A 26,933-nucleotide genomic window follows, 5' to 3' on the forward strand; every position below is an offset into this window, starting at 1 on the left:
GAGCGCAACGCCGGCCGAAGAACGATTGTTCCCGCGCCGAAACGAACCCGATTTGGTTCAGAACGGCAGCTTGAAGCCCGGCGGCAGTTGCAGGCCACTCGTCATCTTCGACATCTCGCTGCCCGACACCGCATCCGCCTTGGCGCGTGCGTCGTTGAATGCTGCTGTGAGAAGGTCCTCGAGCATCTGCTTTTCGCTCACCCGCATCAGCGAATCGTCGATCGCGATATTGATGATGCGACCCTTGGCGGATGCCTTGATCTTGACTAGGCCGCCGCCGGACGCGCCCTCGACCTCGATCGTGTCAAGATTAGCCTGCGCCTTTTCCATCTCGCTCTGGACGTTCTGCGCCATCGCGAGGATTTCATCGATATTCTTCATGCGTTGCTCCTTTGACCTGGCCACGACTCGAGCTGGGCGTCGGGAAACGCTGCCACCGCGGCCTTCATGATGGGGGATTCGAGAATGGCTTGCCGCACCGCCGCGTCAGCGGCGTCCTGCGCCTCGCGCAGCGTCGGCGCGCCGGGGGCGTCGACGATCGACACTTTCCACGCGGTCCGCGTTACGCTCTTCAACAACGTGTTGAGCTCGGCGAGCGTGTCGGCCGAGACCGGGCGGCTGCCGCTAAGGACGAATTCGGGCGGCGAGTAACTGACGACTCGGGCGCCGTGACGAAGGCGCGCGGCGATCGCGAGACCGCCTGATTCGTCGAGCAGATCGACCAGCGCCTCGAACGTCGGCGGCAGGATCGGGCCGGTCGCGACGGGTTCGGGCGCCTTCGCAGCGGATCCAGCGTTCCAGGGCGGCGCTTCGCCGGAAGGAGGTGTAGGTGGCGGCGGCGCCGTTGGTGCAGCCGCGGGTGTCGTACCGCTGGCGATCTGGCGGGCAAGCTCGCCGGGGTCGGGCAGCGTCGAGGCGTAGATCGCGCGCAACAGCGCCATCTCCGCAGCCTCGATCGGCAGCGCGGCCTTGGCGACTTCATCATGGCCCTTGAGGAACAGCTGCCACAGGCGGTGCAGCGCGGGATAGCCGAGCGATGCCGCCCATTCCTCGCGTGCTGCACGCTCCTCCATCGGCTGCGCAGCGTCCGCCGGCGTGCCGACCTTGGTCAGCGTGATGCCGTGGACGGTCTCGAGCAACGACCGCAGCACCGAGAGCGGGTCGACGCCGTAATCATATTGCCGACGCATGGAGGCGAGCGCCCCTGCCCCGTCGCCGGCGAGGATCAGCGTGAGCAGATCGCGGACCGCACCGCGATCCGACAAACCGAGCATCTGGCGGACCGCATCCGCGGTCACGCCGCCGCCTTCGAGCCCGGCATGCGCGATCGCCTGATCGAGGATCGACAGCCCGTCGCGTGCGGAGCCTTCCGCGGCGCGGGCGATCAGCATCAGCGCTTCGGGATCGGCGGTGACGCCCTCTTCGGTCGAAACCCAGGCGAAGTGCTTGGCGAGCTGTTCCGCGGAGATGCGACGCAGGTCGAAACGCTGGCAGCGCGAGAGTACCGTCACCGGGACCTTGTTCACTTCGGTGGTCGCGAACAGGAATTTCACATGGGGGGGCGGCTCTTCCAGCGTCTTCAGCAGCGCGTTGAACGCGTTCTTCGACAGCATGTGAACTTCGTCGATGATGTAGATCTTGAAGCGCGCGGTGACCGCCGAATAGCGTGACGCGTCGATGATCTCGCGGACGTCGTCGACGCCGGTGTGGCTGGCGGCGTCCATCTCGATCACGTCGATATGGCGGCCCTCGGCGATCGCGCGGCAGGGTTCGCAGACACCGCAGGGATCGATCGTCGGGCCGCCGTTGCCGTCGGGGCCGATGCAGTTGAGTGCCTTGGCGATCAGGCGCGCGGTCGAGGTTTTTCCCACGCCGCGGACGCCGGTCATCAGGAAGGCGTGCGCAAGCCGGTCGCGCTTGATCGCGTTGCCGAGCGTCTGGACCATCGCGTCTTGCCCGATCAGCTCGGAAAAGGTCTGTGGTCGGTATTTGCGCGCGAGGACGCGGTAGGCGGGGGCGTCCGGCGTTTTCACCGGCTGCGGGTGTTCGCCCAGGTCGAAGGAATCTGACATTGCGGTCGTCATAGCGGGTGCTGCGCGTGCTGTCGAAGGGGTCGGAAGTTCACAAAGTTCACACGCTGGGAAGGGTTTGCACTTCGACGTACCCGGAGGCTGGCGAGTGGCTTGTCGGAACCTGTGATGTGGGCAGTGCCGGTCATGGGCGGCTTATGCCACAACGCCGCAGCGTAGGATAATGGTTTGGAACGTTGCGGGAACATCGGGGGTGGCTTTGACCCGGTTGCGCTTGGGTTAGTGGTTAGCTGAGAAGTTTGGAAGTGCGCTGCGGCTTAGCCGCATCGTCAGACGGCGCTCCCGCGCCGCTGGCCGCGCTCACATGTCGGAACGAATTGTTCGCGGTGGGAGCCGGGACGACCCGTAGCTGAGTCGTTGTGGCTGCTTCCTTCCGGATCTGACCAAGTTGGCGACGACCACGTCCGCCCGACTCCCGCGGCGCATATGGCGGGGTCGGGCGGGATGATCAAGCCGCTTTAGCGTTAGCGGCTATTCGATCAGCGGCTGACGCGAACCGTGCGGCAGACGCGCTGGCGGTGATGGTTGCGATAGACGTTGCGGCAAACCTGGCGCGTGCGCACGGCGTGGCGACGGTAGCCGGGACGGCGATCGTCGTGGCGAACGACGGTGCGCTCGTGCACGACGGTGCGCTGTGCCGAGGCTTCGGCGGCGATCCCGACGGGGGCAAGACCGGTCAGTGCGACGAGACCGGCGGCGGCGAGGGTGAACAACTTCATGATAATCTCCTACTGGGTGCGGGCCCTCGCGAGCCCGGCAACCTATGTTACCAAACTAAAGACGGTCGTTACGGTTCCGGATCAGCGGTGGAAGCAGCGACGAACCGGGCCGTAATAGCCACGCTCAATCCGGCATACGACGCGTGAGCGGCCGTATCCGCGGGGTCCGCGATAGCCGTAGCCGCCGCCGCGGTAGCCGTAGTCGCCACGATACCCGCCGCCATAGCCACGGTAGCCACGATCCCCACCGCGCCAGCCACGGTCGCCGCGCCAGCCGCGATTGCCATGCCGTCCGCGGTCGTCATGCCAGCCGCCGCCGTGGCGGGGGCCGTCCCAGCCGTGGCGCTGCGCATCGGCGGGTGCCGCGGCGAACAGGGTCCCCGCGGCCAGGGCGCCAGCGGCGAACATTGCGATGATCTTCATGTCCGGTACTCCTCTCAAGACCTCGTACATTGAGGCGATGAGGGGATAATCCGCTTCCGGCCGTGCACGTTCCCTGAACCGGCCGTTGTCTTCCTGTAAGCTTTGCTGTCGTTTATTCCGGGATGCGAACGGTCAAGCCGTCGAGCGCTTCGGTCAGGCGGATCTGGCAAGCAAGTCGGCTGGTGCGCGTCGCGTTGTGCGCGAGATCGAGCATGTCCTCCTCGTCTTCGGTCGCTGGCGGCAGGCGGGCGAAGTCCGCGGGGTCGACGATCACGTGGCAAGTCGCGCAGGCGAGCTGGCCTTCGCAGGTGCCTTCGAGCGGCTGGTTATGCGACTGTGCGGCGTCCAGCAGGCGGTCGCCGGGGGCCGCGGCGGTTGTCGTTGCGGTGCCGTCGCGGGCGATGAAGCGGACGATCATGGCCATTGCGCCTCGGTTGCGGCAACGATCGCATCGATCGCGTCGCGAAGTTCGGTTTCGGTGGTGTAGCGGCCGAAGCCGAGGCGGATGCTGGACCGCGCCTGCGCTTCGATGAGGCCGATCGCGCGAAGGACGTGGCTGGAGCGGCCCGATCCGCTGGCGCAGGCGGAGCCGGCGGAGAAGGCGATGTCGCGCAGGTCGGACATCAGGCGGTTCACGTCGAGGCCTTCGCGGCGGATGTTGAGGTTGCCGTTATAGCGGTGTTCGGTCGAGCCGTTGATCGTCCAGTCGGGACCGAGGCGGTCGAGGGCCAGCGACCAGAGGCGGTCAATGTGCGCGGCGTCCTCGTCCTTGCGGCCGGCCATGAGTTGTGCGGCGACGCCGAAGCCTGCGCACAGAGCGGGTGACAGCGTGCCCGAGCGGCCGGGGGTTTCCTGCGCGCCGCCGTGCATCAGCGGCGCGAGGTCGACGCCGTCGCGGATCCAGAGTGCGCCGATGCCTTTGGGGCCGTGGATCTTGTGCGCGGAGATGGCGACGAGGTCTGCGGTGGCGGGGATCGCAACGCGGCCATAGCCTTGCACCGCGTCGCACAGCATCAGCGCGCCAGCCGCGTGGGTGATCTCGGCGAGCGCGGCGATCGGCTGGATGACGCCTGTTTCGTTGTTAACGAGCATCGCGGCGACGATGCCGCTGCCGGGTTGGATTACGGCGCGGGCTTCGTTGAGGTCGACCACGCCGTCTGGGTTGACCGGGAGGATCGTGACTTGGCGCCGCCTCGCCGCTTCCGCTGCGACCGTGTCTAGGACGGCAGCGTGTTCGGTGGCGAGCGTGACGACTGGGCCGGTCGTGCCCTTGATCGCCCAGTTGAGCGCTTCGGTGGCGCCGCTGGTAAAGGCGACGCGGCCGCCGGGAGGGAGCAGCGCGGCAACCTGATCGCGCGCGACCTCGACGGCGGCTTTGGCGCGGCGACCTTCGCGGTGGGGGGAATGCGGGTTGGCGTGCTGCGATTCGAACCAGGGGAGCATCGCGGCGAGCGCCTCGGGTGCGAGCGGGGTGGTCGCTTGGTAGTCTAGGTAGGTCATGCGGAGCGCACCGCTGCATCGTGCGCAAGGTCACGAAACGCCGCGGCAAACAGATCCAGCTCTTCGACCGTCGTCGACCAGCCGAGGCTGACGCGTATCGTCCGTGCCGCCACCGCCTCGGGAATGTCGAAGGCTGCCAGCGAACGACTGGTCTTTAATGTCCCCGACGAACAAGCGCTCCCAGCGGAAACGGCAAACCCCAGAGCATCCAGGCGGATCAGTTGTGCGGCCGACGGCAGATGCTCCATCGCGACGGAAAAGATATGCGAGCACTGGACGCCGGGCATGTTGATGTCGGCCGCGTCGTACAGCGCATTCTTGAAATCGAACCGCTGCGCGACATCCGTCGACCACGCGTCCGCGACACCAAGTGCGGCGGCAAATCCGAGTACGCCTGGGAGATTCTCGGTTCCAGCGCGGTAGCCTGACTCGTGGCCCCCGATCGGCTCCAGCATGCCGAAATTCCGGACCAGCAGCGCCCCCACTCCGGGGGGGCCGCCGAGCTTATGCGCCGACACGACGACCATGTCCGCGTCGGGGAGCGGCATTTTCCCCGCCGACTGCGAACAATCCGCCAGTACCAGGCCGCCCGCGTCCCGAACGATTTTGAGCGCCGGGGAGCTGACGTAAGGAAACAAGGCGGTTCCCGTCTCCGAATTGATCGCCTGGATCGCGACGACTGGCGGGGGGCCAGTCCTCAGATATTCCGTAAGAAAGGTCTCATCCGGTTCGCCCTCGACGATCGGCAGGATGTCGGCCCGAGGCGCGGCACGGAACACGGCGTCGTGTTCTACGGCGGAAACGAGCTGTCGCTGGACCTTGGATCGGCGCAGGCCGATGGCCAGTGCCTCGCTCGCGCCACTGGTCAGAATGACCTCGCCCTTCCAGCCCAACGCCGATTTGATCCGCGCGCGTGCGTCTTCCAGCGCGCGCCTGGCGGCACGGCCTTCCGCATGCGGCGAGGACGGGTTGGCCCAGCGCGCCATGCCCTCCATCACCGCCGCGACAGCCTCGGGGCGCATCGGCGTGGTGGCGGCGTGATCGAGGTAGATGCGGGCTTCGGTACGGGCCAGGATCGGTTCCAATTGCGAAAAGGGGCGCGGACCTTATATAGCGTTCATATTCCGGCACTCCACCCGAGTGCGTATCCCAGCTCGCGAGTGCCTATGCCAGAAGTCATTTTCCCCGGTCCCGAAGGCCGTCTCGAAGGTCGTTTTGCGCCGGGCCCACGTCCGCGCGCACCCGTCGCGATGATCCTGCACCCGCATCCGTCGGCCGGCGGCACGATGAACAACGCGATCGTGCAGCAGCTCTACAAGACCTTCCAGCGGCGTGGCTTCGCGACTTTGCGGTTCAACTTCCGCGGCGTTGGCAAGAGCCAGGGCGTGTTCGACAACGGCGTCGGCGAGCTGAGCGACGCGGCGAGCGCGCTCGATTGGGTGCAGAGCTTCCATCCCGAGGCGCAGACGACCTGGATCGCTGGCGTCAGCTTCGGCGCGTGGATCGGCATGCAGCTGCTGATGCGCCGGCCGGAGATTCGCGGGTTCATCTCGGTGGCACCGCCTGCGAATTTGTACGACTTCACGTTCCTGGCACCTTGCCCTTCGAGCGGGATCATCATCCAGGGCGAGGCCGATGAGGTCGCAACGCCTGGGGCTACGCAGAAGCTAGTCGATAAGCTGCGCACTCAGAAGCACATCACCATCCATCACGACACGATCCCGAAGGCTAATCACTTCTTCGAGCATGAGATGCCCGAGTTGATGGGGAGCGTGGACAAGTATCTCGACATGCGGCTCGATCCGAACTCGCCGATCCGGTGATTTTTCCTTCTCCCCTCGGGGAGAAGGTGGCGCGGCAGCGTCGGATGAGGGGGAGTTGGGATGGGCTGGCGCTCACCAACGCCCCTCTCCCTTCCCACCGCAAGTGCGGCGGGCCCCTTCCCTCTCCCCGCAGGGGCGAGGGAGTTACAGCGTCCAGATCGCTACGTTGGCCAGCAGGACTGCGGCCATTATCAGCATCAATACGCCCTTCTTCTTGTCGCGCTTCTTTGCAATCAGCACGATGCCGCCGATCAGGCAGGCGAACATCCCCAGCATGGCGATGGCGGGCGCGGCGGCGGCGATGCTGGTGAGGGCGGCATTCATGCCGCTCGATACGCCACCCCGACCCAGGATTGAAGCGCGTTGACTTGGTGCTCCTCATAGCAATAGCATCTTCGATCTCGATCGGGTCATCGGAGCTGTGATGTTGATATTCCTCGCGATCATCGCCGCGCAGACCCCGCCGCCGTCCAACTGCCGCTACGACAAGCCCGCGATGATGGCGCTCGACGAACGCGCGTTCGACCAGACCATGACGGGCGGCTGGCGCACGCTCGCCAATGCCGGTTGCGACGCGCAGGCTGCCGACCTGATCGCCGAGTGGCGGGCGGGTCATCCCGCTAACCCGCGCACCGCCGGGCTGTTGCAGTGGCACGAAGGTCAGTTGCGCGCGAACGCCGGGCAGACCGCGCGCGCGATCACGTTGTTCGAGGCCGCGCGGAAACCGGCTGAAGAGATGCCGGGTTCGGCTGGAACCTCTATGTCGACGGCAGCATCGCCTTCCTCCGCCGCGACCTTGCCGGACTGGATACGGCGCGTAGCAAGCTTGCCGCACTTCCCCACCCCGCCGGCTATGCTCCGGTCGGTGCCGACGGCAAGCCGCGCGCCTATGCGTGGCCGATGAACCTCAACATTCTCGACGGGTTCGTCGCTTGCTGGAACCAGAGCTACAAGCATGCTTATGCCTGCGCCGGGCCACCCCGCACCATCGTGGCGCCCAAAAGCTAGATCAGCCCGCTACCGCTTTTGCATAAGCGGCGAGGTCGACGTTGCCGCCGGACAGGATGACGAGCAGGCCGGATTCGAGCTTAACCTTGCCGACCAGCATAGCCGCCAGCCCGACCGCGCCGCCTGGCTCTATCACCAGCCGCAGTTTCTCCGCCGCCCAGCGCTGCGCCGCGGCGATCTCCTGTTCGCTGACCGCCACACCCGTCGCGTCTCGGCGGGAAAGGACGTCGAAGGTCAGCGGCGACACGCGTAAGGTCTGGAGCGAGTCGCAGGCGGTCGGCGGCGGATTGGGGCTGACGGGCTCGATCCACGACGCTTCCAGAGAGCGGCGCATGTCGTCCCAGCCTTCGGGCTCGACGACGGTGATCGCGCTGTCCTTCAACGCCAGCGCGATGCCTGCCGACAGGCCGCCACCGCCGCATGGGATCACGACGCGGCTGGGCACGCCCATGCCCAGTGCCGCCATCTGTGCAGCTGCCTCGATCCCGGCACTCCCCTGCCCCTCGATGATCCACGGGTCGTCGAAGCTCGGCACCAGCGTCGCGCCGCGCGCTTCGGCCAGTCCCGCGGCGATCGTCTCGCGGCTCTCGGTGGCGCGGTCGTAGGTCACCACCTCCGCGCCCAGTGCCAACGTCGACTCGCGCTTCAGGCGTGGCGCATCCGACGGCATCACGATCGTCGCTGCGATGCCGAGCCGTTTCGCCGCCCAGGCCACCCCCTGCGCGTGATTGCCCGAGGAGAACGCGACGACGCCTTTTTGTCGCGTCGCCTCGTCCAATGCGGTGAGCCGATGCCACGCGCCGCGAATCTTGAAGGCGCCGATTGGTTGCAACGACTCGGCCTTGAAAGCGACCGGTACGCCCTTGATTTCACTGATAAATAGCGGCGTCGGCGGGAGGATGCGGGCGATCTTTTCCGCGGCGTCCCGCACCCCTGCCCGCGTCGGTTGTCGCAAAATCGTCACACGCCGTCTCCTATCCGCCAAACGCTATTTACATGGGGGGCGCGTAACCCTAGATCGCGCTTCCGCTGCCCCATGGGACTTCCAACCGCAAGGCAGTGTTTTTGTAATTTGTCTCAGGACATTGGAGGTCCCTTGAATTGGTCAAGCATCATATCGCGCTGGGGTTAGCGAAAGCCCATTCGACCGCCGACACCTCCCACATCGGGAGCGGCATCGACATCGCTAAAGGGCGTCCGGTCAATCCGGTCACGCTCGTTCGTCCGCACGCTGCTGCGCGCGCCGCTCGGTTCTTCGTCGAGAAGTTCCCGGGCCGCTCGATGTATGCGGTGAAGGCGAACCCGTCTCCCGAACTCCTGCAGATCCTGTGGGACAATGGCATCACGCATTACGACGTGGCGTCGATCGCCGAAGTGCGCCTGGTCGCACGGACGCTTCCCGAGGCTACGCTGTGCTTCATGCACCCGGTCAAGGCCGAGGAAGCGATCGCAGAAGCGTATTTCACGCACGGCGTCCGCACCTTCAGCCTCGACAGCCTGGAAGAGCTGGACAAGGTCGTTCGTGCCACCCGCCAAGCCACCGACTTGACGCTCTGCGTCCGGTTGCGCGTGTCGTCGGAGCATTCGAAGCTGAGCCTCGCGTCGAAGTTCGGCGCGGCCCCGCACGAAGCCAAGGAGTTGCTGTTCGCGGCTCGTCAGGCTGCGGACGCACTCGGCATCTGCTTCCATGTCGGTTCGCAGGCGATGACCCCGGAGGCTTATTCGAACGCGATGGAGCGCGTCCGTGCGGCGATCGTCGAGGCGGCGGTCACGGTCGACGTCATCGACGTCGGCGGCGGCTTCCCGTCCTCGTATCCCGGCATGGAGCCCCCGCCGCTCGAGCATTTCTTCGAGACGATCCACCGGTCGTTCGAATCGCTGCCGGTCAGCTATTCTTCCGAGCTGTGGTGTGAGCCGGGCCGGGCATTGTGCGCGGAATATTCGTCGATCATCGTGCGCGTGGAGAAGCGCCGCGGGACCGAGCTGTATATCAACGACGGTGCGTATGGCGCGCTGTTCGATGCGGCGCATATCGGCTGGCGTTTCCCGACCGAGCTGCTCCGCGAGCCGGACAGCCGTGCGAAGGACATGGAGTTCAGCTTCTATGGTCCGACGTGCGACGACATGGATTACATGGTCGGCCCGTTCATGCTGCCCGCGGACACGCAGGCAGGCGATTACATCGAGATCGGCATGCTCGGCGCATACGGCTCGGCGATGCGGACCGCGTTCAACGGGTTCGGATCGGACGAGACGGTGATCGTCACCGACGAGCCGATGGTCTCGTTGTATGATGAGCGTTTCCAGGACCTCGCGTCGAACGTCGTCAAGCTGTAATCAACACCAAGTAATCGTTCGCTCTTCGTCTTCCCCTCCCGCTCGCGGGATGGGACCGAGGGGTGGGCGCGCGTTTTCCACATTTGGCGCGTTCGCGGTGAGCGCGCGCCCACCCCCTAGCCCCCTCCCGCAGGCGGGAGGGGGGATCAGGAGAAATTAGACATGACCGAAGACACCCGCATCGACGCGCAGCGCAAGGCGGAACTCCTTTCCACCACCGTCGAGCATATCGACATCACCAGCTTCGACGCGCGGCCGATCGTCGATGCGATGAAGAAGATGTCGTTCACCAGCCGCGATCTCGGCCGTGCGACCGACATCTACAACCAGATGCTGGCCGACAAGGACTGCACGATCTTCCTCGTGATCGCAGGCTCGACGAGCGCCGGCGGTTGCATGGACCTGTATGCCGAGCTGCTGCGCAACAACATGATCGACGGCATCGTCGCGACCGGCGCGACGATCGTCGACATGGATTTCTTCGAGGGCCTCGGCCACAAGCATTACCAGGCGCTCGAAGTGCCGCACGACGACGTGCTGCGCTCGCTGATGATCGATCGGATCTACGACACCTATATCGACGAGGAAGAGCTCCAGCACGTCGACCACACGATCTTCGAGATCGCCGAGACGCTCGAGCCGCGCGCCTATTCGAGCCGCGAGTTCATCCGCGAGATGGGCAAGTATCTCGTCGAGCACGGCAAGAAGGACAACAGCCTCGTCAAGCTCGCCTATGAGCATGACGTGCCGATCTTCTGCCCGGCGTTCGTCGATTCGTCGGCGGGCTTCGGTCTGGTCAAGCACCAGGTCGACGCGGTGAAGGCGGGCAAGCCGTACATGGTCCTCGACGCCATCGCCGACTTCCGCGAGCTCACCGAGATCAAGATCAAGGCGGGCACCACCGGGCTCCTCATGATCGGCGGCGGCGTGCCGAAGAACTTCATCCAGGACACGGTGGTTTGCGCCGAGATCCTCGGTCACGACGACGTCCAGGTTCACAAGTACGCGGTGCAGATCACGGTCGCCGACGTGCGTGACGGTGCGTGCTCGTCCTCGACGCTGCAGGAAGCGGCTTCTTGGGGCAAGGTTAACACTGGCATCGAGCAGATGGTGTTCGCGGAGGCGGGCTCGGTCATGCCGCTGCTGGCGTCGGATGCGTATCATCGTGGGCTTTGGAAGGACCGCCCGGTCCGCAAGTGGGGCGCGAGCTTCGACTGAGGCGCCTCCGTCATGCCGGGCTCGTTCCGGCATCCACCGCTCCGCATCCTCGCCGAGTTGAGAGTACGCGGAACGGTGGACCCCGGAACTGGTCCGGGGTAACGGGTAGCGAGCGCGCTGTACGATCCTCCCCCGCAAGGGGGAGGTGGCGCGAAGCGGCGGAGGGGGAGGCGGCGATAACGCTGGTTGCCCTCTCCTCCCCCTCCGTCAGGCAAGTGCCTGCCACCTCCCCCTGGCGGGGGAGGATTGAGATAGCGTTGCCCCAACCCGGCAATTGATGCAGCCTCCTCCGGATAACCGGGGGAGGCTTTCTCATGCACAGCGACATCCTGCGACCGATGGTCGTCCTGATCGCGTGGACGCTCGTGATGCTGGGCTGGACGCTTGCGACGCGGTTGCCGGCGATGAAGGCGGCCGGCGTCGATATGGGCAAGCTCGTCGGCACCAAGGCGGCGGATGCCGATCGCGCGCTGCCGCCTCACATTCAGTGGAAGGCGCACAATCACAACCACCTGATGGAACAGCCGACGCTGTTCTACGCGGTATGCGCCGTGCTGGCGCTGAGCGGCACAGGCAACGGCATCAATGCCTGGATCGCTTGGGCCTATGTCGCGCTGCGGATTGCGCACAGCCTCGTGCAGGCGATCAGCAACCGCGTCCGCGCCCGCTTTCTCCTGTTCATGCTGTCGAGCCTGATGCTCGTCGCGCTCACGCCGCACGCCGCGCTCGCCGTGTTTTGAGAGAGCCCGCGAATAATCGCCGATCGCGGCGCCCGCCTCTCCCCGAACGCGATCCGATCGTCTAGGATTTCGCCATGACCTTCGATCGCCGTTCGCTTCTCACCCTCCCCCTTGCCGCCGGGCTGGCGCTTCCTGCATTCGCGCGGAGCGGTGCGCAGTTCACTGCTGCTCAGCCTCGCGCGACGGACCCGCCGATGTGGCCGCCCGCAGAACGGTTCGCGTTGTGGCCGGGTATCCCGCCAGGCGCGCCGAACCCCCTGCCGGTGCCGCAGCCGCGGATGCCGCGCTATCCCGATGGGTATCGCGATTTCCAGATGCGCGGCGTGGTGCGACCCGAGGTCGGCGTGTTCCGCCCGGCTCGGCCCGACGGCCGCGCGGTCCTGATCGTGCCCGGCGGCGGCTATTCGATCACGTCGCTGCGCAACGAGGGCATCGACGTCGCGCGCGTCCTGAACGGTTTCGGCATCACCGCGTTCGTGCTTAGCTACCGCCTGCCCGGCGAAGGCTGGGCGGACCGCGCCGACGTCCCGCTCGCCGACGCACAGCGCGCGATGCGGTTGATCCGTGCCAATGCACGCGCCTACGGGATCAGGGCGGAGAAGCTCGGCGTGCTAGGGTTCTCGGCGGGCGGGCACCTCGCCGGGTCCGTGACGGTGCTACACGAGTTCAAGGCTTATCGCCCGGTCGACGCCGCCGATCGCCATTCGGCACGGCCCGCCTGGGCGGGACTCATGTACGCGGTCTCGAACATGGATCCCGGCCGCAGCCACGGCGGATCGCGCGCGAACCTGCTCGGTCCCGATCCGCTGCCCGCGGTCCAGGCGCGCTACGCGATCGACCGCCAGTTGAAGGCTGGCGACCCGCCACTGTTCCTCGTGCATGCCGAGGACGACAACACGGTCCCGGTCGCCAACAGCGTCGATACGCTCGCCGCCGCCCGCCGCGCTGGCATCCCTGCCGAGGCGCATTTCCTTCAGCATGGCGGACACGGCTTCGGCACGCGCCTGTCTCCGCGATCGCCTGGGTCGTTGTGGCCGCAATTGTTCGATCGCTGGATGGGGGAACTGGTCGACGGCGGACGATGATGAGTCAGCATCGCGGACCTATCCGTCCTGACTGACGTTTGTCCTGAAAGATCAGGAGAGCGCGATGACCCGTCCGCATGCCGAACCCCGCGACGTCTTCCATGAAAATGGCGAGGTCGTGATCGACGGGCCGGACGGAGCGGTTATCGCGATGACGCCCGAAGCGGCGTTGAGCACGGCGGGTCGGCTGGATGAGGCAGCGCTCGACGAACTGATCGCGCGGGCGCAGCGATCTGGTGATGCGGATTGAGCCGATCTTTCGTCCCGGTCAGCGAAACGTAACCGCCATTCGACCGTCTGAGGTGATCGTGGCGGTCACGTCCAGATAATCGTCAATCCGCAGATGACGCATATCAATCTGGTGGCTCGTCCCGTGCGTCGCCGTGATTACCAGGACATCCCCGCCCGCTGCCTCGCCGGCAGTGATGCCGGCAGGGGCATCCTCGAACATCAGGCAATCGCTCGCCGAGACGCCGAGTCGTTCGGCTGCGACCAGGAAACAATCGGGTGCGGGCTTGCCGTTGGGGATGTCGTCCGCGGCAATCATGGTCGCGGGGATCGGCAGCCCGGCGGCCTTTAGGCGGACTTCGGCTAGCGCGCGGGGGGCCGAGGTGACGATCGTCCAGCGCTCCGGGGGCAAGCTGGCCAGGAATGCGGCGGCGCCGGCGATCGGTTCGACGTCGCCGACGTCGAGCATTTCGGCCGCAGTGATCGCTGCGGCTTCCGCGACCGGGTCGACGCCGGGGAGGTTCAGGCGTCGGACCGTCTCGACCGATTGCACGCCGTGGATCGTCGGCACGAACGTTGCTGCGTCGAGGCCGTGTGCGATCGCCCACTTCGTCCAGGTTCGCTCGGCGGACGCGATCGAGGTGAGGATCGTGCCGTCCATGTCGAACAGGAATGCGGCGTAGCTGCGGGTTGGGAGGGTCATGCGGGTGCTCGTGAGGGAGGTTGGCGGGTTGGGCAAGGCGGTTTGGTGCGGCTCTCTGCACCACCCCGGCGAAGGCCGGGGCCCAATTGGCATGTCTGAGGTAACGGCGCGCCTCCCTTAATCAGACCCATCCCCCACTTGGACCCCGGCCTTCGCCGGGGTGGTGGCAGTTCTGATAGTGGCGGCAGCAAAAACCTACCACACAAAGAACACGCAAAGAAAAGGCCGCTCCGGTTTCCCGTAGCGACCTGTATTCCTACACCAAGCTAAAGCTTAGATGTCGTCGCCGAGTGCGCCCTTGACGCTGCCCTTGACGTTCTGCGCAGTGCCCTTGGCTTGCTGCGCCTCGCCTTCGGCTACCAGCTTCTCGTTGTCGGTCGCCTTGCCGACGGCTTCCTTGACGTTACCTGCAACCTTGTTGCCTGCTGCTGCGACCTTGTCGGTGAACTCGCCCATCAGAGCCTCCACTTGCTTGTGCGGACCCGCCAACCGGGCCGCTTGACTTGCGAATGTATAACGGCCGTCTTTATCGTGGGTTCCGTGACGTTTGCGTCATGACCTATGTTTCAGATCAGTCCCGCCAGTGGGCTCGAAGGATCGGCATAGCGCCGCAGCCCCATCCGCCCGGCGCGGTACGCGAGCCGCCCCGATTCGACCGCGGCCTTCATTGCGGCGGCCATCATCAGCGGGTCCTTCGCCTCGGCGATTGCGGTGTTCATCAGCACGCCGTCGCAGCCGAGTTCCATCGCCACCGCCGCATCCGACGCGGTGCCGACGCCGGCGTCGACCAGCACGGGCACCCCTGCCCCCTCAACGATCAGCCGGATCGTCACGCGGTTCTGGATGCCGAGCCCCGAACCGATCGGCGCGCCCAGCGGCATGATCGCGACCGCGCCGGCGTTCTCGAGGCGCTTGGTGGCGATCGGATCGTCGACGCAATAGACCATCGGCTTGAAGCCCTCGTTCGCCAGGATCTCGGTCGCGCGCAGTGTCTCGACCATGTCGGGATAGAGCGTCTTCGCCTCGCCGAGCACTTCGAGCTTCACCAGTTCCCAACCTCCCGCCTCGCGCGCCAAGCGCAACGTGCGAATCGCCGATTCGGCGTCGAAGCAGCCCGCGGTGTTGGGGAGGTAGGTGATTGTCTTCGGGTCGATAAAGTCGGTCAGCATCGGCGCATTGCGATCCGACACGTTGACGCGGCGGACGGCGACCGTGACGATCTCCGCACCCGAAGCCTCGACCGCGGCGGCGTTCTGCGCGAAATCCTTGTACTTGCCGGTGCCGACGATCAGCCGCGACTTGAAGGTCTGGCCTGCGACGGTCCAGCGGTCCTCATGCCGGCTATCATCATGATCGCCACCACCGACGAAATGCACGATCTCCAGGTCGTCGCCGTCCTCGACCATCACGTCTGCCAGCGTCGAGCGCGGCACGACCTCCATGTTGCGCTCGACCGCGATCTTCTCGGGTACGAGGCCGAGTTCGGTCGCGAGCCCTGCCAGCGAGAGCCCGGCGGAGACGCGCTTGTGCTCGCCGTTGACGGTGATCGAGACGGTGCCATCGGAATGGGGCATGGGTACAGGGTCCACTATATAGCGACGGCGCGGCTCGACTTGACGCGAGACGAGCCTGTAAGGAATGGCGTGACGCGCATATAGAGACCGCTCCGCAGCACCCGCAACCGACCCGTAACCGAAAGGCCACCCTTGCCCGATACGATATTCGTCCTGAACGGCCCCAACCTCAATCTGCTGGGAACGCGCGAGCCGGAAATCTATGGCGACGAGACGCTCGACGACATCGCGGGGATGCTGGAGGATCGCGCCCGCGAGCTCGACCTGGAGATCGATATGCGCCAGTCGAATCACGAGGGGCACCTCGTCGACTGGATCCAGGAGGCGCAGGCGCGCGGTGCCAAGGCCGTGATCCTCAACGCGGGTGCGTTCACGCACACCTCGGTCGCGGTGCATGACGCGATAAAGGGCGTGAAGACGCCGGTGATCGAAGTGCATCTTTCCAATCCCCACAAGCGTGAATCGTTCAGGCATGTGAGCCTGGTCGGTCAGGCGGCGAAGGGTACGATCGCGGGTTTCGGCGCGCTTTCGTATCTGCTCGCGCTTGAAGCCGTCGCACGGTTCTGACAGGAGGCCCCGCCATGAACGATACAACTGAAAACACGGGCGCAATGCAGGTCGACGTGACCCTGGTGCGCCAGCTCGCCGAATTGCTCGACACCACGCAGCTGACCGAGATCGAGGTCGAGGACGGCTCGCGCCGGATTCGCGTCGCGCGCAAGGCCGCCCAAGCCGCACCCGTGGCGCATTATGCGCCGGCGCCCGCTCCGGCCCCCGTCTCGGCACCGTTGTCGATCCCGCAGGCCGAGGTCGGCGCATCTGCCCCCGCGATCAGCGCGAGCGCAGTCAAGTCGCCGATGGTCGGCACCGTCTATCTCGCCGCCAACCCCGAGGCGAAGCCGTTCTCGACGGTCGGCCAGAAGGTCAATGCGGGCGACACGCTGCTGATCATCGAGGCGATGAAGGTGATGAACACGATCGTCGCACCGTCGGCGGGCACGGTGACCGCGATCCTCGTCGAGAACGGCCAGCCGGTCGAGTTCGACCAGCCGCTGGTCGTGGTGGAATAATGCCGCAAATCAAGAAGCTGCTCATTGCGAATCGCGGCGAAATCGCGCTGCGGATCCACCGTGCCTGCCACGAGATGGGCATCAAGACGGTGGCTGTGCACTCGACCGCCGACGCCGACGCGATGCACGTCCGGCTCGCCGACGAGGCGATCTGCATCGGACCGCCGTCCGCCGCGGACAGCTATCTGAACATCCCGAACATCATCTCGGCGGCCGAAATCTCGGGCGCGGACGCGATCCATCCAGGCTACGGCTTCCTCAGCGAGAACGCGCAGTTCGCCGAGATCGTCGAGCTCCACAACATCCTGTTCGTCGGCCCCAAGCCCGAGCACATCCGGACGATGGGTGACAAGGTCCATGCGAAGCGCACCGCGGGCGCGCTCGGGCTGCCGCTCGTCCCCGGGTCCGACGGTGCGATCAGCGACATCGCCGAGGCCAAGCGCATCGCCGAGGACATCGGCTATCCGGTGATCATCAAGGCCGCTAGCGGCGGCGGCGGTCGCGGAATGAAGGTCGTCAACGATCCCGAAGACCTCGAAACGCAGATGCAGCAGGCCGGCAGCGAGGCGAAGGCGGCGTTCGGCGACGCGACCGTCTACATGGAAAAATACCTCGGCAATCCGCGGCATATCGAATTCCAGATCTTCGGCGACGGCAACGGCAACGCGATCCATCTCGGCGAGCGCGACTGCTCGTTGCAGCGCCGTCACCAGAAGGTACTGGAGGAAGCCCCCTCGCCGATCATCACCGCCGAAGAGCGCGAGCGGATGGGCGGGATCGTCGCCAAGGCGATGGCCGACATGGGCTATCGCGGCGCGGGGACGATCGAGTTCCTGTGGGAAGCGGGCGAATTCTACTTCATCGAGATGAACACCCGGCTCCAGGTCGAGCATCCGGTGACCGAGATGATCACCGGGCTGGACCTGGTGCGCGAGCAGATTCGGGTGGCTGAGGGTCATCCGCTGACGCTCCGCCAGGAAGACGTCCAGTTCCGCGGCCATGCGATCGAATGCCGCATCAACGCCGAGGACCCGCGCACGTTCGCGCCGTCCCCGGGGCTGGTAAAGGTGTATCACGCGCCGGGCGGAATGCATGTGCGCGTCGATAGCGGGCTGTATGCCGGGTATCGCGTGCCGCCTTACTACGACTCGATGATCGCCAAGCTGATCGTCTACGGGACGACTCGTCAGGGTGCGTTGCGCCGGTTGCGGCGTGCGCTCGAGGAGATGGTGATCGAGGGCGTCACGACGACAATCCCGCTGCACCGTGCGCTGCTCGACGATCCCGAGTTCCAGGAAGGCGCGTACACGATCAAGTGGCTGGAAGAGTGGTTGGCCAAACAGGGGGCGTAGGTACGATGTCGCGGTGGATGTTGCTTGCCGTTCCGGTCCTGCTGGCTGCGGGACCGGCATTCCCCGATCCGGTCGAGGGATTGGCTGGGCGCTATTATGCCCAGTTCGCCAACGGCACGGTAACCGGCGAAAAATACACGGGGGAGAATGTCGTCGAGATCGTGCCCGTAGCCGCGAATGCAGCCTATGTCCGCGCGCATCTCGATTTCTTCAACGGTCATCAGTGCGACATTGCTGGCATCGCGACTTCCCGCGGGACGACACTCGTCTATCGCGAGCTCGAAGCGCCGTTACCCGGGGAACCGGCGTGCGTGCTCACCGTCTCTCATGTCGGGTCTTCGCTCAAGCTTGACGATGGCAATCGGGGGTGCAGCACCTATTGCGGTGCACGGGGAAGTTTGACGAACATGAGCGTGCCGTTCGCGAGCCGCCGCCCGATCCGGTACATGCCGCGGCTCAAGGCATCCGAGCAATATCGGCGTGCTATGACAGAATGGCGGACGGGGAAGCCGACATCGTGAAGGCGACGATCTACCACAACCCGCGTTGCTCGAAGTCCCGCGAGGCGCTCGCGCTGCTGCAAGAGGCCGGGGCAGACGTCACGATCGTCGAATACCTCAAGAACCCGCCCTCCCGCGCGGAACTCGTCCGTCTCTACGACCGCGCGGGCATGACGCCGCGCCAGGGCCTTCGCATGGCCGAGGACGGCGCCAAGGCGGTCAAGCACGGCGATGCCGAGGCGATCCTTGATGCGATGATGATCGATCCGCTGTTGATCGAGCGCCCGTTGGTCGAGACCGACAAGGGTGTTAGGCTCGGCCGCCCGATCGCGCGGCTGCAAGAGATCCTGTGATCGGCTCCCCTGCCCTTGGATTGCGCACGCACCGCCCAGGTGCCGCAATTTCGGGCAGTGAAATCAACGATATTCCGCGGTTGCCCGAGGGCGCCGCGGCTGGCACGCTTGGTGCAAGGCGCCCTTCAGGGCGTACAGCTCGCTCGCAAGGGCGGGGGTTTCAACAATCGGGGGCGTACCTGTGAAAAAGATCGAAGCCATCATCAAGCCGTTCAAGCTGGATGAGGTGAAGGAAGCGCTGCACGAGATCGGCGTGAGCGGCATCACCGTGACCGAGGCCAAGGGGTTCGGCCGGCAGAAGGGCCACACCGAACTGTACCGCGGCGCGGAATATGTCGTCGACTTTCTGCCCAAGGTGAAGCTCGAAGTCGTCGTCGAGGACGGGCTCGCGCAACGCGTCGTCGAGGCGATCGCCGCGGCCGCGCAGACCGGCCGGATCGGCGACGGCAAGATCTTCGTCATCCCGGTCGAGAGCGCGCTTCGCATCCGCACCGGCGAGCGCGACGACGACGCAATCTAGTTCCAGACCACGCATAGGGCGTTGACGACGGGTGACGACATCGTCATTTGACGCGGCGCAACATTGTGTGGGAATTCCGTTCCATACCGCAATTAGATTCCCCGCATGCTGCGGCGGAAATCTCAAAAACGAAGGGCAAGCATCATGGCGAATTCGGCCTCCGACGTTCTCAAGATGATCAAGGACCAGGAGATCGAGTGGGTCGATCTGCGGTTCACCGATCCCAAGGGCAAGTGGCAGCATCTGACGATGGTCGCCAGCCTGATCGGCGAAGACGAGCTGACCGACGGCCTGATGTTCGACGGCTCGTCGATCGAGGGCTGGAAGGCGATCAACGAGAGCGACATGACGCTCAAGCCCGATCTCGACGCGGTCTATGTCGATCCGTTCTCGGCGACGCCGATGATGATCCTGATCTGCGACATTGCCGATCCGTCGACCGGGGAACTATATTCGCGCGATCCGCGATCGACCGCCAAGCGCGCCGAGGCGTATCTGCTGACCACCGGCGTCGGCGACACGGTGTATGTCGGCCCCGAAGCCGAATTCTTCATGTTCGACGATGTCCGCTTCGAGAACAGCTATTCGACCAGCTATTACAAGATCGACGACATCGAGCTGCCGGGCAATTCGGGTCGCGAATATGAGGGCGGCAACCTCGGCCACCGTCCGCGCGCCAAGGGCGGTTACTTCCCGGTCGCACCGGTCGACTCGGCCGTCGACATCCGCGGCGAGATGGTCTCGACGATGATCGAGATGGGCCTGCCCTGCGACAAGCATCACCACGAGGTCGCGGCTGCGCAGCATGAGCTGGGCCTGACCTTCGGCACGCTGACGCAGACCGCGGATCGCATGCAGATCTACAAGTATGTCGTCCATCAGGTCGCGCACGCGTACGGCAAGACCGCGACGTTCATGCCGAAGCCGATCAAGGAGGACAACGGCTCGGGAATGCACACGCATTTCTCGATCTGGGAAGGCAAGACCCCGCTGTTCGCCGGCAACGGCTATGCGGGCCTCAGCGACATGTGCCTGTACTTCATCGGCGGCATCATCAAGCATGCCAAGGCGGTCAACGCGTTCACGAACCCGTCGACCAACAGCTACAAGCGCCTCGTCCCCGGCTACGAAGCGCCGGTGCTGCTCGCCTACTCGGCACGCAACCGCTCGGCATCGTGCCGCATCCCGTACGGCACCGGCCCCAAGGCGAAGCGCGTCGAAGTGCGCTTCCCGGACGCGCTGGCCAACCCGTACCTTGCGTATGCGGCGCTGATGATGGCGGGCATGGACGGCATCCTCAACAAGATCCATCCGGGCGAAGCGATGGACAAGAACCTGTACGACCTGCCGCCGGCAGAGCTCGCTCAGGTCCCGACCGTCGCAGGGTCGCTCCGCGAGGCGCTCGAATGCCTGCTCGCGGATCATGACTTCCTGCTGAAGGGCGACGTGTTCTCGAAGGATCAGATCGAGAGCTATGTCGAGATCAAGTACGCCGAGGTTGCGCGTTGGGAGATGACGCCGAGCCCGGTTGAGTATGACATGTATTACAGCGGATAAGGCGCGACCACGCTCGCGCCGATCCGCGCAGCGGATATCCGCTGTCGGCCGGCGTCGTGTAGCGACGACCGACGGCGTGGCTTCGCCACGTCGCTGAATTAGAAGAGGGCGTCCGGAGCAATCCGGGCGCTCTTTTCTGTTAGGCCTAACGAGATTCCTCCTCTTCGTTCTGGCGAGTTCGGATGGGGGGAATCAGAACAGTACCCCCTCCCGTCATTCCCGCGGAGGCGGGAACCCATACTGGCTGCCCGTGCGATAGGAGCGCGAGCGGTCGAGGTTATGGATCCCCGCCTGCGCGGGGATGACGATGGGCTCGGCGATGACAAGATCACAAAAGGTATGGCCCGGTGTCCGCGCCAAGCTTGTTTCCCCGCGAAGGCGGGGATCCAGTCTGGGCTCCCGCCTTCGCGGGAGAACAAACATTGCGGGAGAACAAGGGTAGCCTTGGTTAACTTCGAGGATGGGCTCGGATTGATCGAACGTGCCCGGCACCCATATCCCAATCGCAACGCACCGCCCCCAAAACCCAAGGAACATCCGTGACCGAAGACAGCGGCAACAGCGCCGGACGCGCGATCCCGAGCGGCCGCCTCGCCCGTCTCGGCGTCTTCGGCAAACTCGCGGGCGGTGTCGCCGGCGGAGTCGTGGCCGAAGGCGCCCGCCGTCTTGCGAACGGCGAACGCCCCAAGATCGGCGACCTTCTCCTCACCCCCGCCAACGCCACGCGCGTCGCCGACCAGCTCTCGCACCTCCGCGGTGCCGCGATGAAGCTGGGGCAGATGATCTCGATGGACGCGGGCGACATGCTACCACCCGAACTCGCCACCATCCTCGCGCGTTTGCGCAACAACGCGAACCATATGCCGCCGCAGCAGCTTGATCGCGTACTCGCCGCCGAATGGGGCAAGGACTGGCGCCGTCGCTTCGCGCACTTCCAGGCGCATCCCGTCGCCGCCGCCTCGATCGGCCAAGTCCACCGCGCCCGCCTACCCGACGGCACCGAACTGGCGATCAAGGTCCAGTATCCAGGCGTGAAGGAGAGCATCGACGCCGACGTCGACAACGTCGCGACCCTTCTCCGCGTGTCCGGCATGCTCCCCAAGTCGCTCGACATCGCCCCGTTGCTCGACGAGGCGAAGAAGCAGCTTCACGAGGAGGCCGATTACCTCCGCGAGGCGCAGATGCTCGCGCGTTACGGCGACCTGCTTGCCGACCAGTCGCAGTTCGTCGTCCCAAAGCTTTACTCCGAGCTGACCACGCCACGCGTCCTCGCGATGAGCTTCGTCACCGGCGTCCCCGTCGAGACGCTGGAAACCGCGCCACAGGACGTTCGCGACCAGGTGATGCACGACCTGATCTCGCTTGTGTTGCGCGAACTGTTCGACTGGCGGCTGATGCAGACCGATCCGAACTTCGCCAACTACCGCTGGCAGCCCGAGACGGAAAAGCTCGTCCTGCTCGATTTCGGCGCCGCCCGCCCCCTCCCTGCCGAAACCGGCGAAGGCTATCGCCGCCTGCTTACCGCTGCCCTCGCCGGCGACGGTGACGCGGTACGCGAAGCTGCGATCGCCGCAGGGTTCCTCGGCGAAGCGGCCGTTCTCCAGCATCGCGCACTGGTCGACCGGATGATCGACGTCATCCTCGGCGAACTCGCCAAGCCCGGCCCGTTCGACTTCGGCGACCGCGCCTTCGTCGGCGTGCTGCGCGAGCAGGGCACCGAGATCGCGCGCGACCGCGACACCTGGCACCTGCCCCCGATCGACACGCTGTTCGTCCAGCGCAAGATCAGCGGCACCGCCTTGCTCGCCGCTCGTCTCAAGGCGCGGGTCGACATTCGCACGATGGTCGCCGCCTATTGCGACGGCGTGCCATCGTAAGGATCAGCGCAGTTTGAGTGCGCGCTTCACGCCGGCCCAGCTGACGTATTTGAAGTTCTGCGTGGCGGGCGCGTTGTCGCCGTCCTGTGCGGCGAACAGGCCCTGGGGGTAGGCGGGGCCGAAGTTGCCGAGGATCAGTTCGATCCCGTCGGTATCGCTCGTACCGTCGATCGCGCCGCCGCCTATCCGGAAGCGCCCGGCATAGGTGACGCCTGGCAGGCGGTAGAGCGTGTAGGCGTTGTCGCCCTGGCTCGACGCGACGAGATAGCCGCCGTTCCTGCCCGACGGGGCGAGCGCTAGGCCCTCCGCGTCGGCGACCAGCGTCTTGCCGTCGACCTTGGCGATCACGGTTGCCGTGACCGATGCCGATGGGTCGGCATCGAAGCGCCAGAGGCCGACATCTTCTTCCGCGACATAGAGCTGTCCGGTGCGGTCGTCGACGACGCAGCCTTCGGACTGGGTGCCGAGCTTCATTGATCGGACCGTCGTGACCTTGGGCGATGCGCCGGAGAGGTCGATCGCGACCTGGTCGATGCGGCCGTCCTTGAGCACGACGAAGCCGAACAGCGCGTGATCGCTTGCGCGGGTCCAGAGGCACATGCCGTAGGCCTCGCCCGGCCCAACCGGGAAGCGGCCGAGGGGCACGAGCTTTGCCGCCGCCGTGTCGAGCGTGAACAGCGAGACATGAGCGGTGGCGATGTCGGCCCGGTCGCTGGCAGCGGCGATCACGCGCCCGCCAGATTTGGCGCCAAGATCGCGCAGGTCGACGTTGTTGAGCCGCGCGGCCGGGGTGAAGCTGAGGCGCTTGCCCGCCAGGCTGTAGACGTGGATGCCCGCCTTCTTGTCGGTGCCGATGACGAGGCTTTTCGCCGGATCGCCCGCATTGCGCCAGATCGCGGGATCGTCCGCGGCATCGGCGGCGGTGTCGACCGGGTCGGTCTCGGCGGTTGCCGCGACTGTCGGCGCCTCGACCGCCACCGGGGCCGACGTCGTTGCACATCCCGCGAGCAGCAACGCGGCAAAGGGCAGCATGCGCATCAGAACGTCACCCGGACGCCGCCGGTGTAGCGCCGGCCGAACGTCTCATGCTCGATCGTGTATGCTGAGGAACCGACATAGCGGCGGCCAGGACCGTTCAGCAGGTTGGCGAAATCGCCGTAGATCTCGACATTGCCGTTGATCGCGTAGCGAACCGACGCGTCGAGTTCATTGTCCTTGGCCCAATAGAAATCGCCGCCATCGACGCCGCGGACGACGCCACCGACCGTGTCGACCGCGCCGATCGCATCGAGCCACGCCGACCGGTTCTGGTACGAAACGCGGGCCGAGAAGCCGTATTTTTCGTAATAGGCGATCAGATTGTAGATCGCATCCGATGCGCCGGGCAGGCGAACTTTCCGCGACGGGATCGCACCTGTTGCCGGCGTATCGGCACGGCTCTTGTTGATCGTCGCGTTGAGCTGGACGCCGAAGCCGCCCATCCAGTCGGGCAGGCCGAGATCTGCGGTGAAGGGGTCGAGCTGCTGCTGGATCGCGCCCTCGATCCCCATGATATAGCCTTTGCCGCCGTTGATGATGGTCGAGTAGACATAGCCCGACCGATCGACGCCCGCAGCGTTCAGGTTGGTCTGGCCGTAGGTCCGGGTCGAGTCGAACAGGACATCGGTGACGTCCTTGTAGTACGCGCCGATCGACAGGAAGCCGCGCGGCATCGTGTAATATTCGACATAGAGATCGACGCCCTTGGCCTTTTCGGGCTTCGCGTCGGGGTTGCCGCCGGAGATGGTCGCGTTCGCGTCGTTGACACTGAGATTGGGGCGAAGCTGATCGTAATCCGGGCGCGCGGCGCCGGTGTTGAACGACAGTCGCGCCTTCATCCGGTCGTTGACGTCCCAGTTCACGTGCAGGCTTGGATAGACGAGCGTCTGGCTCGACTTCACGTCGATCAGGCCGAGCGACGAGAACGCGCCGGCGCCGTTGCGGATATGCTCGACGCGCGCGCCACCGATGACGCTGCCCCAGTTGGTGGTCGTCGTCGCCATCGCATAGGCGGAATAAACCTTCTCGCCGACATCGTAGAAATTGGCGTCGGTGGACACGAACGGGCTGACCGCCTTGGCTTGATCGACCAGCGCCAGGATCTTGTCCCGATCGAAATACTGGAACGTGTAGCCGAGCGGGATCTCGCCCTGGAACCCGCCCGGCTTGGCGATTGCCGCGTACCCGGTTGGAATGCCGGCCGCGGCGAACTGGGCCGGCGTGCTCAGCTCGAGCAGATACTCGTTCGCGGTCTTTGTGCGATCGTCGTAGCGTACGCCCGCCGCGAACACCGTCTGCGCACCGAACACCGACGCTTCGCGGCTGATGTCGAGCTTGGCGGTGTAGGCTTCGGTCACGTCCTGCGCCTTCAGCGACCGCAAGCGGGCCAGGGTGCGCGGGAAGTCCTCGATTGCCGTGACCTGAGCGCCACGCGAGAAGGTACCGTCGGCGTTGCGGATCGTGCGGAACAGCTGGACCTTGGCGAGCTGTGGGTTGGTCAGGTCATAGGCGACGGTCAGGCGGTTGGCGGCGTTCGCGCCGTTGGTGCCGAACGACGGGCTGTCGTAGTTCAGCTGTGCAGGCTGCGAGCGATCGTCGATCGAACGCGTGAAATTACCGCGCCATTTGACGTTCCAGGCGCCGAGTTCGTGATCGCCGCCGACCGTGTTCGTGAACACCGACTGCTTGTATTTGCGCACGGTGAAGTTCGAGTTGAGATCGATGCCGTAGACCGTGCCCAGCAGCGGCGTGTTGCCGGTGCAGACGTCGGCATAGCCGGTCGTGCCCGTCGCGGGTCGTGCGTTGACGGTGCAGGCGGCGGTGCCATTGGGCGTGCGCGACTGCTGGTCGTCGAGATCGAAGATGTAGTTGTTGCGCTGTTCGTCGTCCTGGAACGCCGAGTAGATCGACTCCGCGAACAGCTTGTGGCCGGGCGCCGGGCGCCAGTCGAGCCGGGTCGACAGCGAGTAGTTTTTCCGCGTCAGACGATACAGCTTGTTCTCGGTCTCGCGCGCCCATTTGCGGTTTTCGAAGCCGGGCCGTAGATCGCGATCGACCGCTTCGAAGTCGGTCTCGAAATTGTCGGTGACCATGCCGCGACGATACAGGCTGGCGGACGAGACGATACCGAACTCGCCGATGCCGGTGTCGATCCGGTCGGAGATGACGAGCGAACCCTCATATTCGGTCTTCTTGCCGAGTTCGACATGGCCGACACCGCCCTTGGCCTGCACCTTCATGCCGGGATAATCGAACGCCGAGCGCGTGATGATGTCGACGTTGCCAGCGATCGTCTCGCCGGTCATGTCGGGGGTGACGGCCTTGCGCACGATGATCTGCGACGCGATCGCCGAGGGGATGGAATCGAAACGTGCGTCGCGACCTTCCGGGCTGACGACGTTGATGCCGTCGATCGACAAGGTGGTCCAGTTGATCGGCGCGCCGCGCAGCGTGATGTAGCGCGCCTGGCCCTGGTCGCGCTGGACGCCGACGCCGGGGAGACGACTAACTGCCTGCGCGACGTTCTGGTCGGGCAGGCGACCGATCGAATCGGAGGCGATGACCGAGACGAGCGAGGGGCTGGTCCGCTGGATCTGGAGCGCGGCGGCCTCGGACTCCGCGATCGGGCGCGAGCCGGAAACGACGATCTCGTCGCCCTCGCCCGGATTCGCACCGACTTCGGTAGTCATCGCGACGTCGAGCGTCACGGCGGCATCGGCGACCGTCACGGTCCGGCGTGCGTCGGGGAAGCCGACATAGCGGATCACGAGTTCGTGCGTGCCGGCGGGGACACCGACCAGCGAGAACCTTCCGGTGCGGTCGACCACGGTCGACAGGTCGAGTGCCGGAATCGAGACCGATGCACCGTCGAGATAGTCGCCGCTGCCTGCCTGCGACACGGTACCGGTGATGCTCCCGAGCGCGCGCGGTGCGCCGACCGGGGTCGCGGCATCGGGACGCGCATAGGCGCTGGTGGCGGTCAGCGAAGTCAGCGCGCAGCCAGTGAGCAGCGCATGCGCGAGGACGCGACCGCGGACGCGGGTCGACAGGTTCGATTTCATGGTATTCCCCCGGGTGGTCCCGACTTCTTCAGCCGGCTTGGGAGGCGCGGTAGCGGCCGTGCATGGCACCGACGTTACCTTTGCATGACAGACGCGTGACAGCGGCGTCATCTGGGATTGCCTCACGTACGCGCGAGCAGAATCCCACATTAAACC

At 65.5% G+C, this 26,933-nt stretch carries 29 protein-coding genes and 1 other RNA gene; 15 read left to right on the plus strand and 15 right to left on the minus strand.

The window, feature by feature from the left end; all coding sequences use genetic code 11:
* Window positions 1-57: 57 nt before the first annotated feature.
* The 8 genes from O6X71_RS15600 to O6X71_RS15635 form a co-directional block, all read right to left on the minus strand.
* Window positions 58-381, minus strand: coding sequence for a YbaB/EbfC family nucleoid-associated protein (locus O6X71_RS15600; RefSeq protein WP_353466642.1), 324 nt, complete (start codon window positions 379-381; stop codon window positions 58-60).
* Entirely contained in the window at window positions 378-2,072 is a 1,695-nt protein-coding gene (locus tag O6X71_RS15605; protein ID WP_353466643.1) for a DNA polymerase III subunit gamma/tau, read from the minus strand. The genes O6X71_RS15600 and O6X71_RS15605 overlap by 4 nt, the downstream gene beginning before the upstream one ends.
* A 342-nt stretch (window positions 2,073-2,414) precedes the next feature.
* An RNA gene (gene ffs / locus O6X71_RS15610) (signal recognition particle sRNA small type) lies at window positions 2,415-2,508 on the minus strand.
* A gap of 61 nt (window positions 2,509-2,569) precedes the next feature.
* The gene (locus tag O6X71_RS15615; RefSeq protein WP_107963614.1) at window positions 2,570-2,809 is read right to left on the minus strand and encodes a hypothetical protein; all 240 of its coding nucleotides are present in this window, start codon (window positions 2,807-2,809) and stop codon (window positions 2,570-2,572) included.
* A gap of 81 nt (window positions 2,810-2,890) precedes the next feature.
* Window positions 2,891-3,232: a hypothetical protein gene (locus O6X71_RS15620; RefSeq protein WP_353466644.1), complete on the minus strand. Its 342-nt coding sequence runs from the start codon at window positions 3,230-3,232 to the stop codon at window positions 2,891-2,893.
* Window positions 3,233-3,344: 112 nt separating this feature from the next.
* Window positions 3,345-3,650: a 2Fe-2S iron-sulfur cluster-binding protein gene (locus O6X71_RS15625; RefSeq protein ID WP_353466785.1), complete on the minus strand. Its 306-nt coding sequence runs from the start codon at window positions 3,648-3,650 to the stop codon at window positions 3,345-3,347.
* Entirely contained in the window at window positions 3,647-4,732 is a 1,086-nt protein-coding gene (locus O6X71_RS15630) for a cysteine desulfurase family protein (protein ID WP_353466645.1), read from the minus strand. The genes O6X71_RS15625 and O6X71_RS15630 overlap by 4 nt, the downstream gene beginning before the upstream one ends.
* A complete protein-coding gene (locus O6X71_RS15635) occupies window positions 4,729-5,754 on the minus strand; it encodes a cysteine desulfurase family protein (RefSeq protein WP_435368503.1) in 1,026 nt (341 codons plus the stop codon). The genes O6X71_RS15630 and O6X71_RS15635 overlap by 4 nt, the downstream gene beginning before the upstream one ends.
* Window positions 5,755-5,898: 144 nt before the next feature.
* On the opposite strand from O6X71_RS15635, the gene O6X71_RS15640 reads away from it, so the two are divergent.
* Complete coding sequence (locus tag O6X71_RS15640) at window positions 5,899-6,555, plus strand: alpha/beta hydrolase (protein ID WP_056048342.1); 657 nt, start codon at window positions 5,899-5,901, stop codon at window positions 6,553-6,555.
* 144 nt (window positions 6,556-6,699) lie between these two features.
* Here O6X71_RS15640 and O6X71_RS15645 read toward each other — a convergent pair whose 3' ends face one another.
* Complete coding sequence (locus O6X71_RS15645) at window positions 6,700-6,879, minus strand: hypothetical protein (protein WP_353466647.1); 180 nt, start codon at window positions 6,877-6,879, stop codon at window positions 6,700-6,702.
* A gap of 100 nt (window positions 6,880-6,979) precedes the next feature.
* Here O6X71_RS15645 and O6X71_RS15650 point away from each other — a divergent pair, with 100 nt between their 5' ends.
* Complete coding sequence (locus O6X71_RS15650) at window positions 6,980-7,459, plus strand: hypothetical protein (protein WP_353466648.1); 480 nt, start codon at window positions 6,980-6,982, stop codon at window positions 7,457-7,459.
* A 105-nt stretch (window positions 7,460-7,564) separates the two neighbouring features.
* On the opposite strand, the gene O6X71_RS15655 is transcribed toward O6X71_RS15650, so the two are convergent.
* The gene (locus O6X71_RS15655) at window positions 7,565-8,527 is read right to left on the minus strand and encodes a threonine ammonia-lyase (RefSeq protein ID WP_353466649.1); all 963 of its coding nucleotides are present in this window, start codon (window positions 8,525-8,527) and stop codon (window positions 7,565-7,567) included.
* Window positions 8,528-8,664: 137 nt separating this feature from the next.
* Here O6X71_RS15655 and O6X71_RS15660 point away from each other — a divergent pair, with 137 nt between their 5' ends.
* The 5 genes from O6X71_RS15660 to O6X71_RS15680 all read left to right on the plus strand — a co-directional run bounded on the left by O6X71_RS15660 (window position 8,665) and on the right by O6X71_RS15680 (window position 13,193).
* Window positions 8,665-9,900: a type III PLP-dependent enzyme gene (locus O6X71_RS15660; protein ID WP_353466650.1), complete on the plus strand. Its 1,236-nt coding sequence runs from the start codon at window positions 8,665-8,667 to the stop codon at window positions 9,898-9,900.
* Between the two features lie 162 nt (window positions 9,901-10,062).
* The gene (locus O6X71_RS15665; RefSeq protein ID WP_353466651.1) at window positions 10,063-11,118 is read left to right on the plus strand and encodes a 1,9-bis(guanidino)-5-aza-nonane synthase; all 1,056 of its coding nucleotides are present in this window, start codon (window positions 10,063-10,065) and stop codon (window positions 11,116-11,118) included.
* A gap of 314 nt (window positions 11,119-11,432) precedes the next feature.
* Window positions 11,433-11,858: an MAPEG family protein gene (locus tag O6X71_RS15670; RefSeq protein ID WP_353466652.1), complete on the plus strand. Its 426-nt coding sequence runs from the start codon at window positions 11,433-11,435 to the stop codon at window positions 11,856-11,858.
* Window positions 11,859-11,932: 74 nt separating this feature from the next.
* Entirely contained in the window at window positions 11,933-12,943 is a 1,011-nt protein-coding gene (locus O6X71_RS15675) for an alpha/beta hydrolase (RefSeq protein WP_353466653.1), read from the plus strand.
* Window positions 12,944-13,007: 64 nt separating this feature from the next.
* A complete protein-coding gene (locus tag O6X71_RS15680; protein ID WP_353466654.1) occupies window positions 13,008-13,193 on the plus strand; it encodes a hypothetical protein in 186 nt (61 codons plus the stop codon).
* 18 nt (window positions 13,194-13,211) lie between these two features.
* Here O6X71_RS15680 and O6X71_RS15685 read toward each other — a convergent pair whose 3' ends face one another.
* The 3 genes from O6X71_RS15685 to thiS all read right to left on the minus strand — a co-directional run bounded on the left by O6X71_RS15685 (window position 13,212) and on the right by thiS (window position 15,448).
* Window positions 13,212-13,874, minus strand: a complete 663-nt coding sequence (locus O6X71_RS15685; RefSeq protein WP_353466655.1) for an HAD-IA family hydrolase — start codon at window positions 13,872-13,874, stop codon at window positions 13,212-13,214.
* A gap of 273 nt (window positions 13,875-14,147) precedes the next feature.
* A complete protein-coding gene (locus O6X71_RS15690; protein ID WP_056050734.1) occupies window positions 14,148-14,330 on the minus strand; it encodes a CsbD family protein in 183 nt (60 codons plus the stop codon).
* 110 nt (window positions 14,331-14,440) lie between these two features.
* Entirely contained in the window at window positions 14,441-15,448 is a 1,008-nt protein-coding gene (thiS, locus tag O6X71_RS15695; protein ID WP_353466656.1) for a sulfur carrier protein ThiS, read from the minus strand.
* Between the two features lie 132 nt (window positions 15,449-15,580).
* Here thiS and aroQ point away from each other — a divergent pair, with 132 nt between their 5' ends.
* The 8 genes from aroQ to O6X71_RS15735 all read left to right on the plus strand — a co-directional run bounded on the left by aroQ (window position 15,581) and on the right by O6X71_RS15735 (window position 22,677).
* A complete protein-coding gene (gene aroQ / locus O6X71_RS15700; protein ID WP_056062978.1) occupies window positions 15,581-16,015 on the plus strand; it encodes a type II 3-dehydroquinate dehydratase in 435 nt (144 codons plus the stop codon).
* Window positions 16,016-16,029: 14 nt separating this feature from the next.
* Window positions 16,030-16,518: an acetyl-CoA carboxylase biotin carboxyl carrier protein gene (accB, locus tag O6X71_RS15705; protein ID WP_107955192.1), complete on the plus strand. Its 489-nt coding sequence runs from the start codon at window positions 16,030-16,032 to the stop codon at window positions 16,516-16,518.
* Window positions 16,518-17,870 (plus strand): acetyl-CoA carboxylase biotin carboxylase subunit, encoded by a 1,353-nt coding sequence (gene accC / locus O6X71_RS15710; RefSeq protein ID WP_353466658.1) that lies wholly within the window; start codon window positions 16,518-16,520, stop codon window positions 17,868-17,870. Before accB ends, accC begins: the two co-directional genes overlap by 1 nt.
* Window positions 17,871-17,887: 17 nt before the next feature.
* Window positions 17,888-18,391 (plus strand): hypothetical protein, encoded by a 504-nt coding sequence (locus O6X71_RS15715; protein ID WP_353466659.1) that lies wholly within the window; start codon window positions 17,888-17,890, stop codon window positions 18,389-18,391.
* Window positions 18,388-18,723 (plus strand): arsenate reductase family protein, encoded by a 336-nt coding sequence (locus O6X71_RS15720; protein ID WP_353466786.1) that lies wholly within the window; start codon window positions 18,388-18,390, stop codon window positions 18,721-18,723. The genes O6X71_RS15715 and O6X71_RS15720 overlap by 4 nt, the downstream gene beginning before the upstream one ends.
* 181 nt (window positions 18,724-18,904) lie before the next feature.
* Complete coding sequence (locus O6X71_RS15725) at window positions 18,905-19,243, plus strand: P-II family nitrogen regulator (RefSeq protein WP_055875939.1); 339 nt, start codon at window positions 18,905-18,907, stop codon at window positions 19,241-19,243.
* 144 nt (window positions 19,244-19,387) lie between these two features.
* Entirely contained in the window at window positions 19,388-20,800 is a 1,413-nt protein-coding gene (gene glnA, locus O6X71_RS15730) for a type I glutamate--ammonia ligase (protein ID WP_353466660.1), read from the plus strand.
* A 539-nt stretch (window positions 20,801-21,339) separates the two neighbouring features.
* Window positions 21,340-22,677, plus strand: a complete 1,338-nt coding sequence (locus tag O6X71_RS15735; protein ID WP_353466661.1) for an ABC1 kinase family protein — start codon at window positions 21,340-21,342, stop codon at window positions 22,675-22,677.
* Window positions 22,678-22,680: 3 nt separating this feature from the next.
* Here O6X71_RS15735 and O6X71_RS15740 read toward each other — a convergent pair whose 3' ends face one another.
* Both O6X71_RS15740 and O6X71_RS15745 read right to left on the minus strand, forming a co-directional pair.
* Window positions 22,681-23,715 carry a phytase gene (locus O6X71_RS15740; protein WP_353466662.1) on the minus strand — a complete coding sequence of 345 codons (1,035 nt, stop codon included), beginning with the start codon at window positions 23,713-23,715 and terminating at the stop codon, window positions 22,681-22,683.
* Window positions 23,715-26,777: a TonB-dependent receptor gene (locus O6X71_RS15745; protein ID WP_353466663.1), complete on the minus strand. Its 3,063-nt coding sequence runs from the start codon at window positions 26,775-26,777 to the stop codon at window positions 23,715-23,717. Before O6X71_RS15745 ends, O6X71_RS15740 begins: the two co-directional genes overlap by 1 nt.
* Window positions 26,778-26,933 lie beyond the last annotated feature (156 nt).

It is taken from the genome of Sphingomonas faeni (assembly GCF_040407505.1).
Lineage (GTDB): Bacteria > Pseudomonadota > Alphaproteobacteria > Sphingomonadales > Sphingomonadaceae > Sphingomonas > Sphingomonas faeni_E.

Bases quoted from the DNA above. Each gene is read 5' to 3' on its own strand.
- O6X71_RS15600 (WP_353466642.1), bottom strand. From the start codon at position 381: ATGAAGAATATCGATGAAATCCTCGCGATGGCGCAGAACGTCCAGAGC.
- O6X71_RS15605 (WP_353466643.1), bottom strand. From the start codon at position 2,072: ATGTCAGATTCCTTCGACCTGGGCGAACACCCGCAGCCGGTGAAAACG.
- O6X71_RS15615 (WP_107963614.1), bottom strand. From the start codon at position 2,809: ATGAAGTTGTTCACCCTCGCCGCCGCCGGTCTCGTCGCACTGACCGGT.
- O6X71_RS15620 (WP_353466644.1), bottom strand. From the start codon at position 3,232: ATGAAGATCATCGCAATGTTCGCCGCTGGCGCCCTGGCCGCGGGGACC.
- O6X71_RS15625 (WP_353466785.1), bottom strand. From the start codon at position 3,650: ATGATCGTCCGCTTCATCGCCCGCGACGGCACCGCAACGACAACCGCC.
- O6X71_RS15630 (WP_353466645.1), bottom strand. From the start codon at position 4,732: ATGACCTACCTAGACTACCAAGCGACCACCCCGCTCGCACCCGAGGCG.
- O6X71_RS15635 (WP_435368503.1), bottom strand. From the start codon at position 5,754: ATGCGCCCCGAGGCTGTCGCGGCGGTGATGGAGGGCATGGCGCGCTGG.
- O6X71_RS15640 (WP_056048342.1), top strand. From the start codon at position 5,899: ATGCCAGAAGTCATTTTCCCCGGTCCCGAAGGCCGTCTCGAAGGTCGT.
- O6X71_RS15645 (WP_353466647.1), bottom strand. From the start codon at position 6,879: ATGAATGCCGCCCTCACCAGCATCGCCGCCGCCGCGCCCGCCATCGCC.
- O6X71_RS15650 (WP_353466648.1), top strand. From the start codon at position 6,980: ATGTTGATATTCCTCGCGATCATCGCCGCGCAGACCCCGCCGCCGTCC.
- O6X71_RS15665 (WP_353466651.1), top strand. From the start codon at position 10,063: ATGACCGAAGACACCCGCATCGACGCGCAGCGCAAGGCGGAACTCCTT.
- O6X71_RS15670 (WP_353466652.1), top strand. From the start codon at position 11,433: ATGCACAGCGACATCCTGCGACCGATGGTCGTCCTGATCGCGTGGACG.
- O6X71_RS15675 (WP_353466653.1), top strand. From the start codon at position 11,933: ATGACCTTCGATCGCCGTTCGCTTCTCACCCTCCCCCTTGCCGCCGGG.
- O6X71_RS15680 (WP_353466654.1), top strand. From the start codon at position 13,008: ATGACCCGTCCGCATGCCGAACCCCGCGACGTCTTCCATGAAAATGGC.
- O6X71_RS15685 (WP_353466655.1), bottom strand. From the start codon at position 13,874: ATGACCCTCCCAACCCGCAGCTACGCCGCATTCCTGTTCGACATGGAC.
- O6X71_RS15690 (WP_056050734.1), bottom strand. From the start codon at position 14,330: ATGGGCGAGTTCACCGACAAGGTCGCAGCAGCAGGCAACAAGGTTGCA.
- thiS (WP_353466656.1), bottom strand. From the start codon at position 15,448: ATGCCCCATTCCGATGGCACCGTCTCGATCACCGTCAACGGCGAGCAC.
- accB (WP_107955192.1), top strand. From the start codon at position 16,030: ATGAACGATACAACTGAAAACACGGGCGCAATGCAGGTCGACGTGACC.
- accC (WP_353466658.1), top strand. From the start codon at position 16,518: ATGCCGCAAATCAAGAAGCTGCTCATTGCGAATCGCGGCGAAATCGCG.
- O6X71_RS15715 (WP_353466659.1), top strand. From the start codon at position 17,888: ATGTTGCTTGCCGTTCCGGTCCTGCTGGCTGCGGGACCGGCATTCCCC.
- glnA (WP_353466660.1), top strand. From the start codon at position 19,388: ATGGCGAATTCGGCCTCCGACGTTCTCAAGATGATCAAGGACCAGGAG.
- O6X71_RS15740 (WP_353466662.1), bottom strand. From the start codon at position 23,715: ATGCGCATGCTGCCCTTTGCCGCGTTGCTGCTCGCGGGATGTGCAACG.
- O6X71_RS15745 (WP_353466663.1), bottom strand. From the start codon at position 26,777: ATGAAATCGAACCTGTCGACCCGCGTCCGCGGTCGCGTCCTCGCGCAT.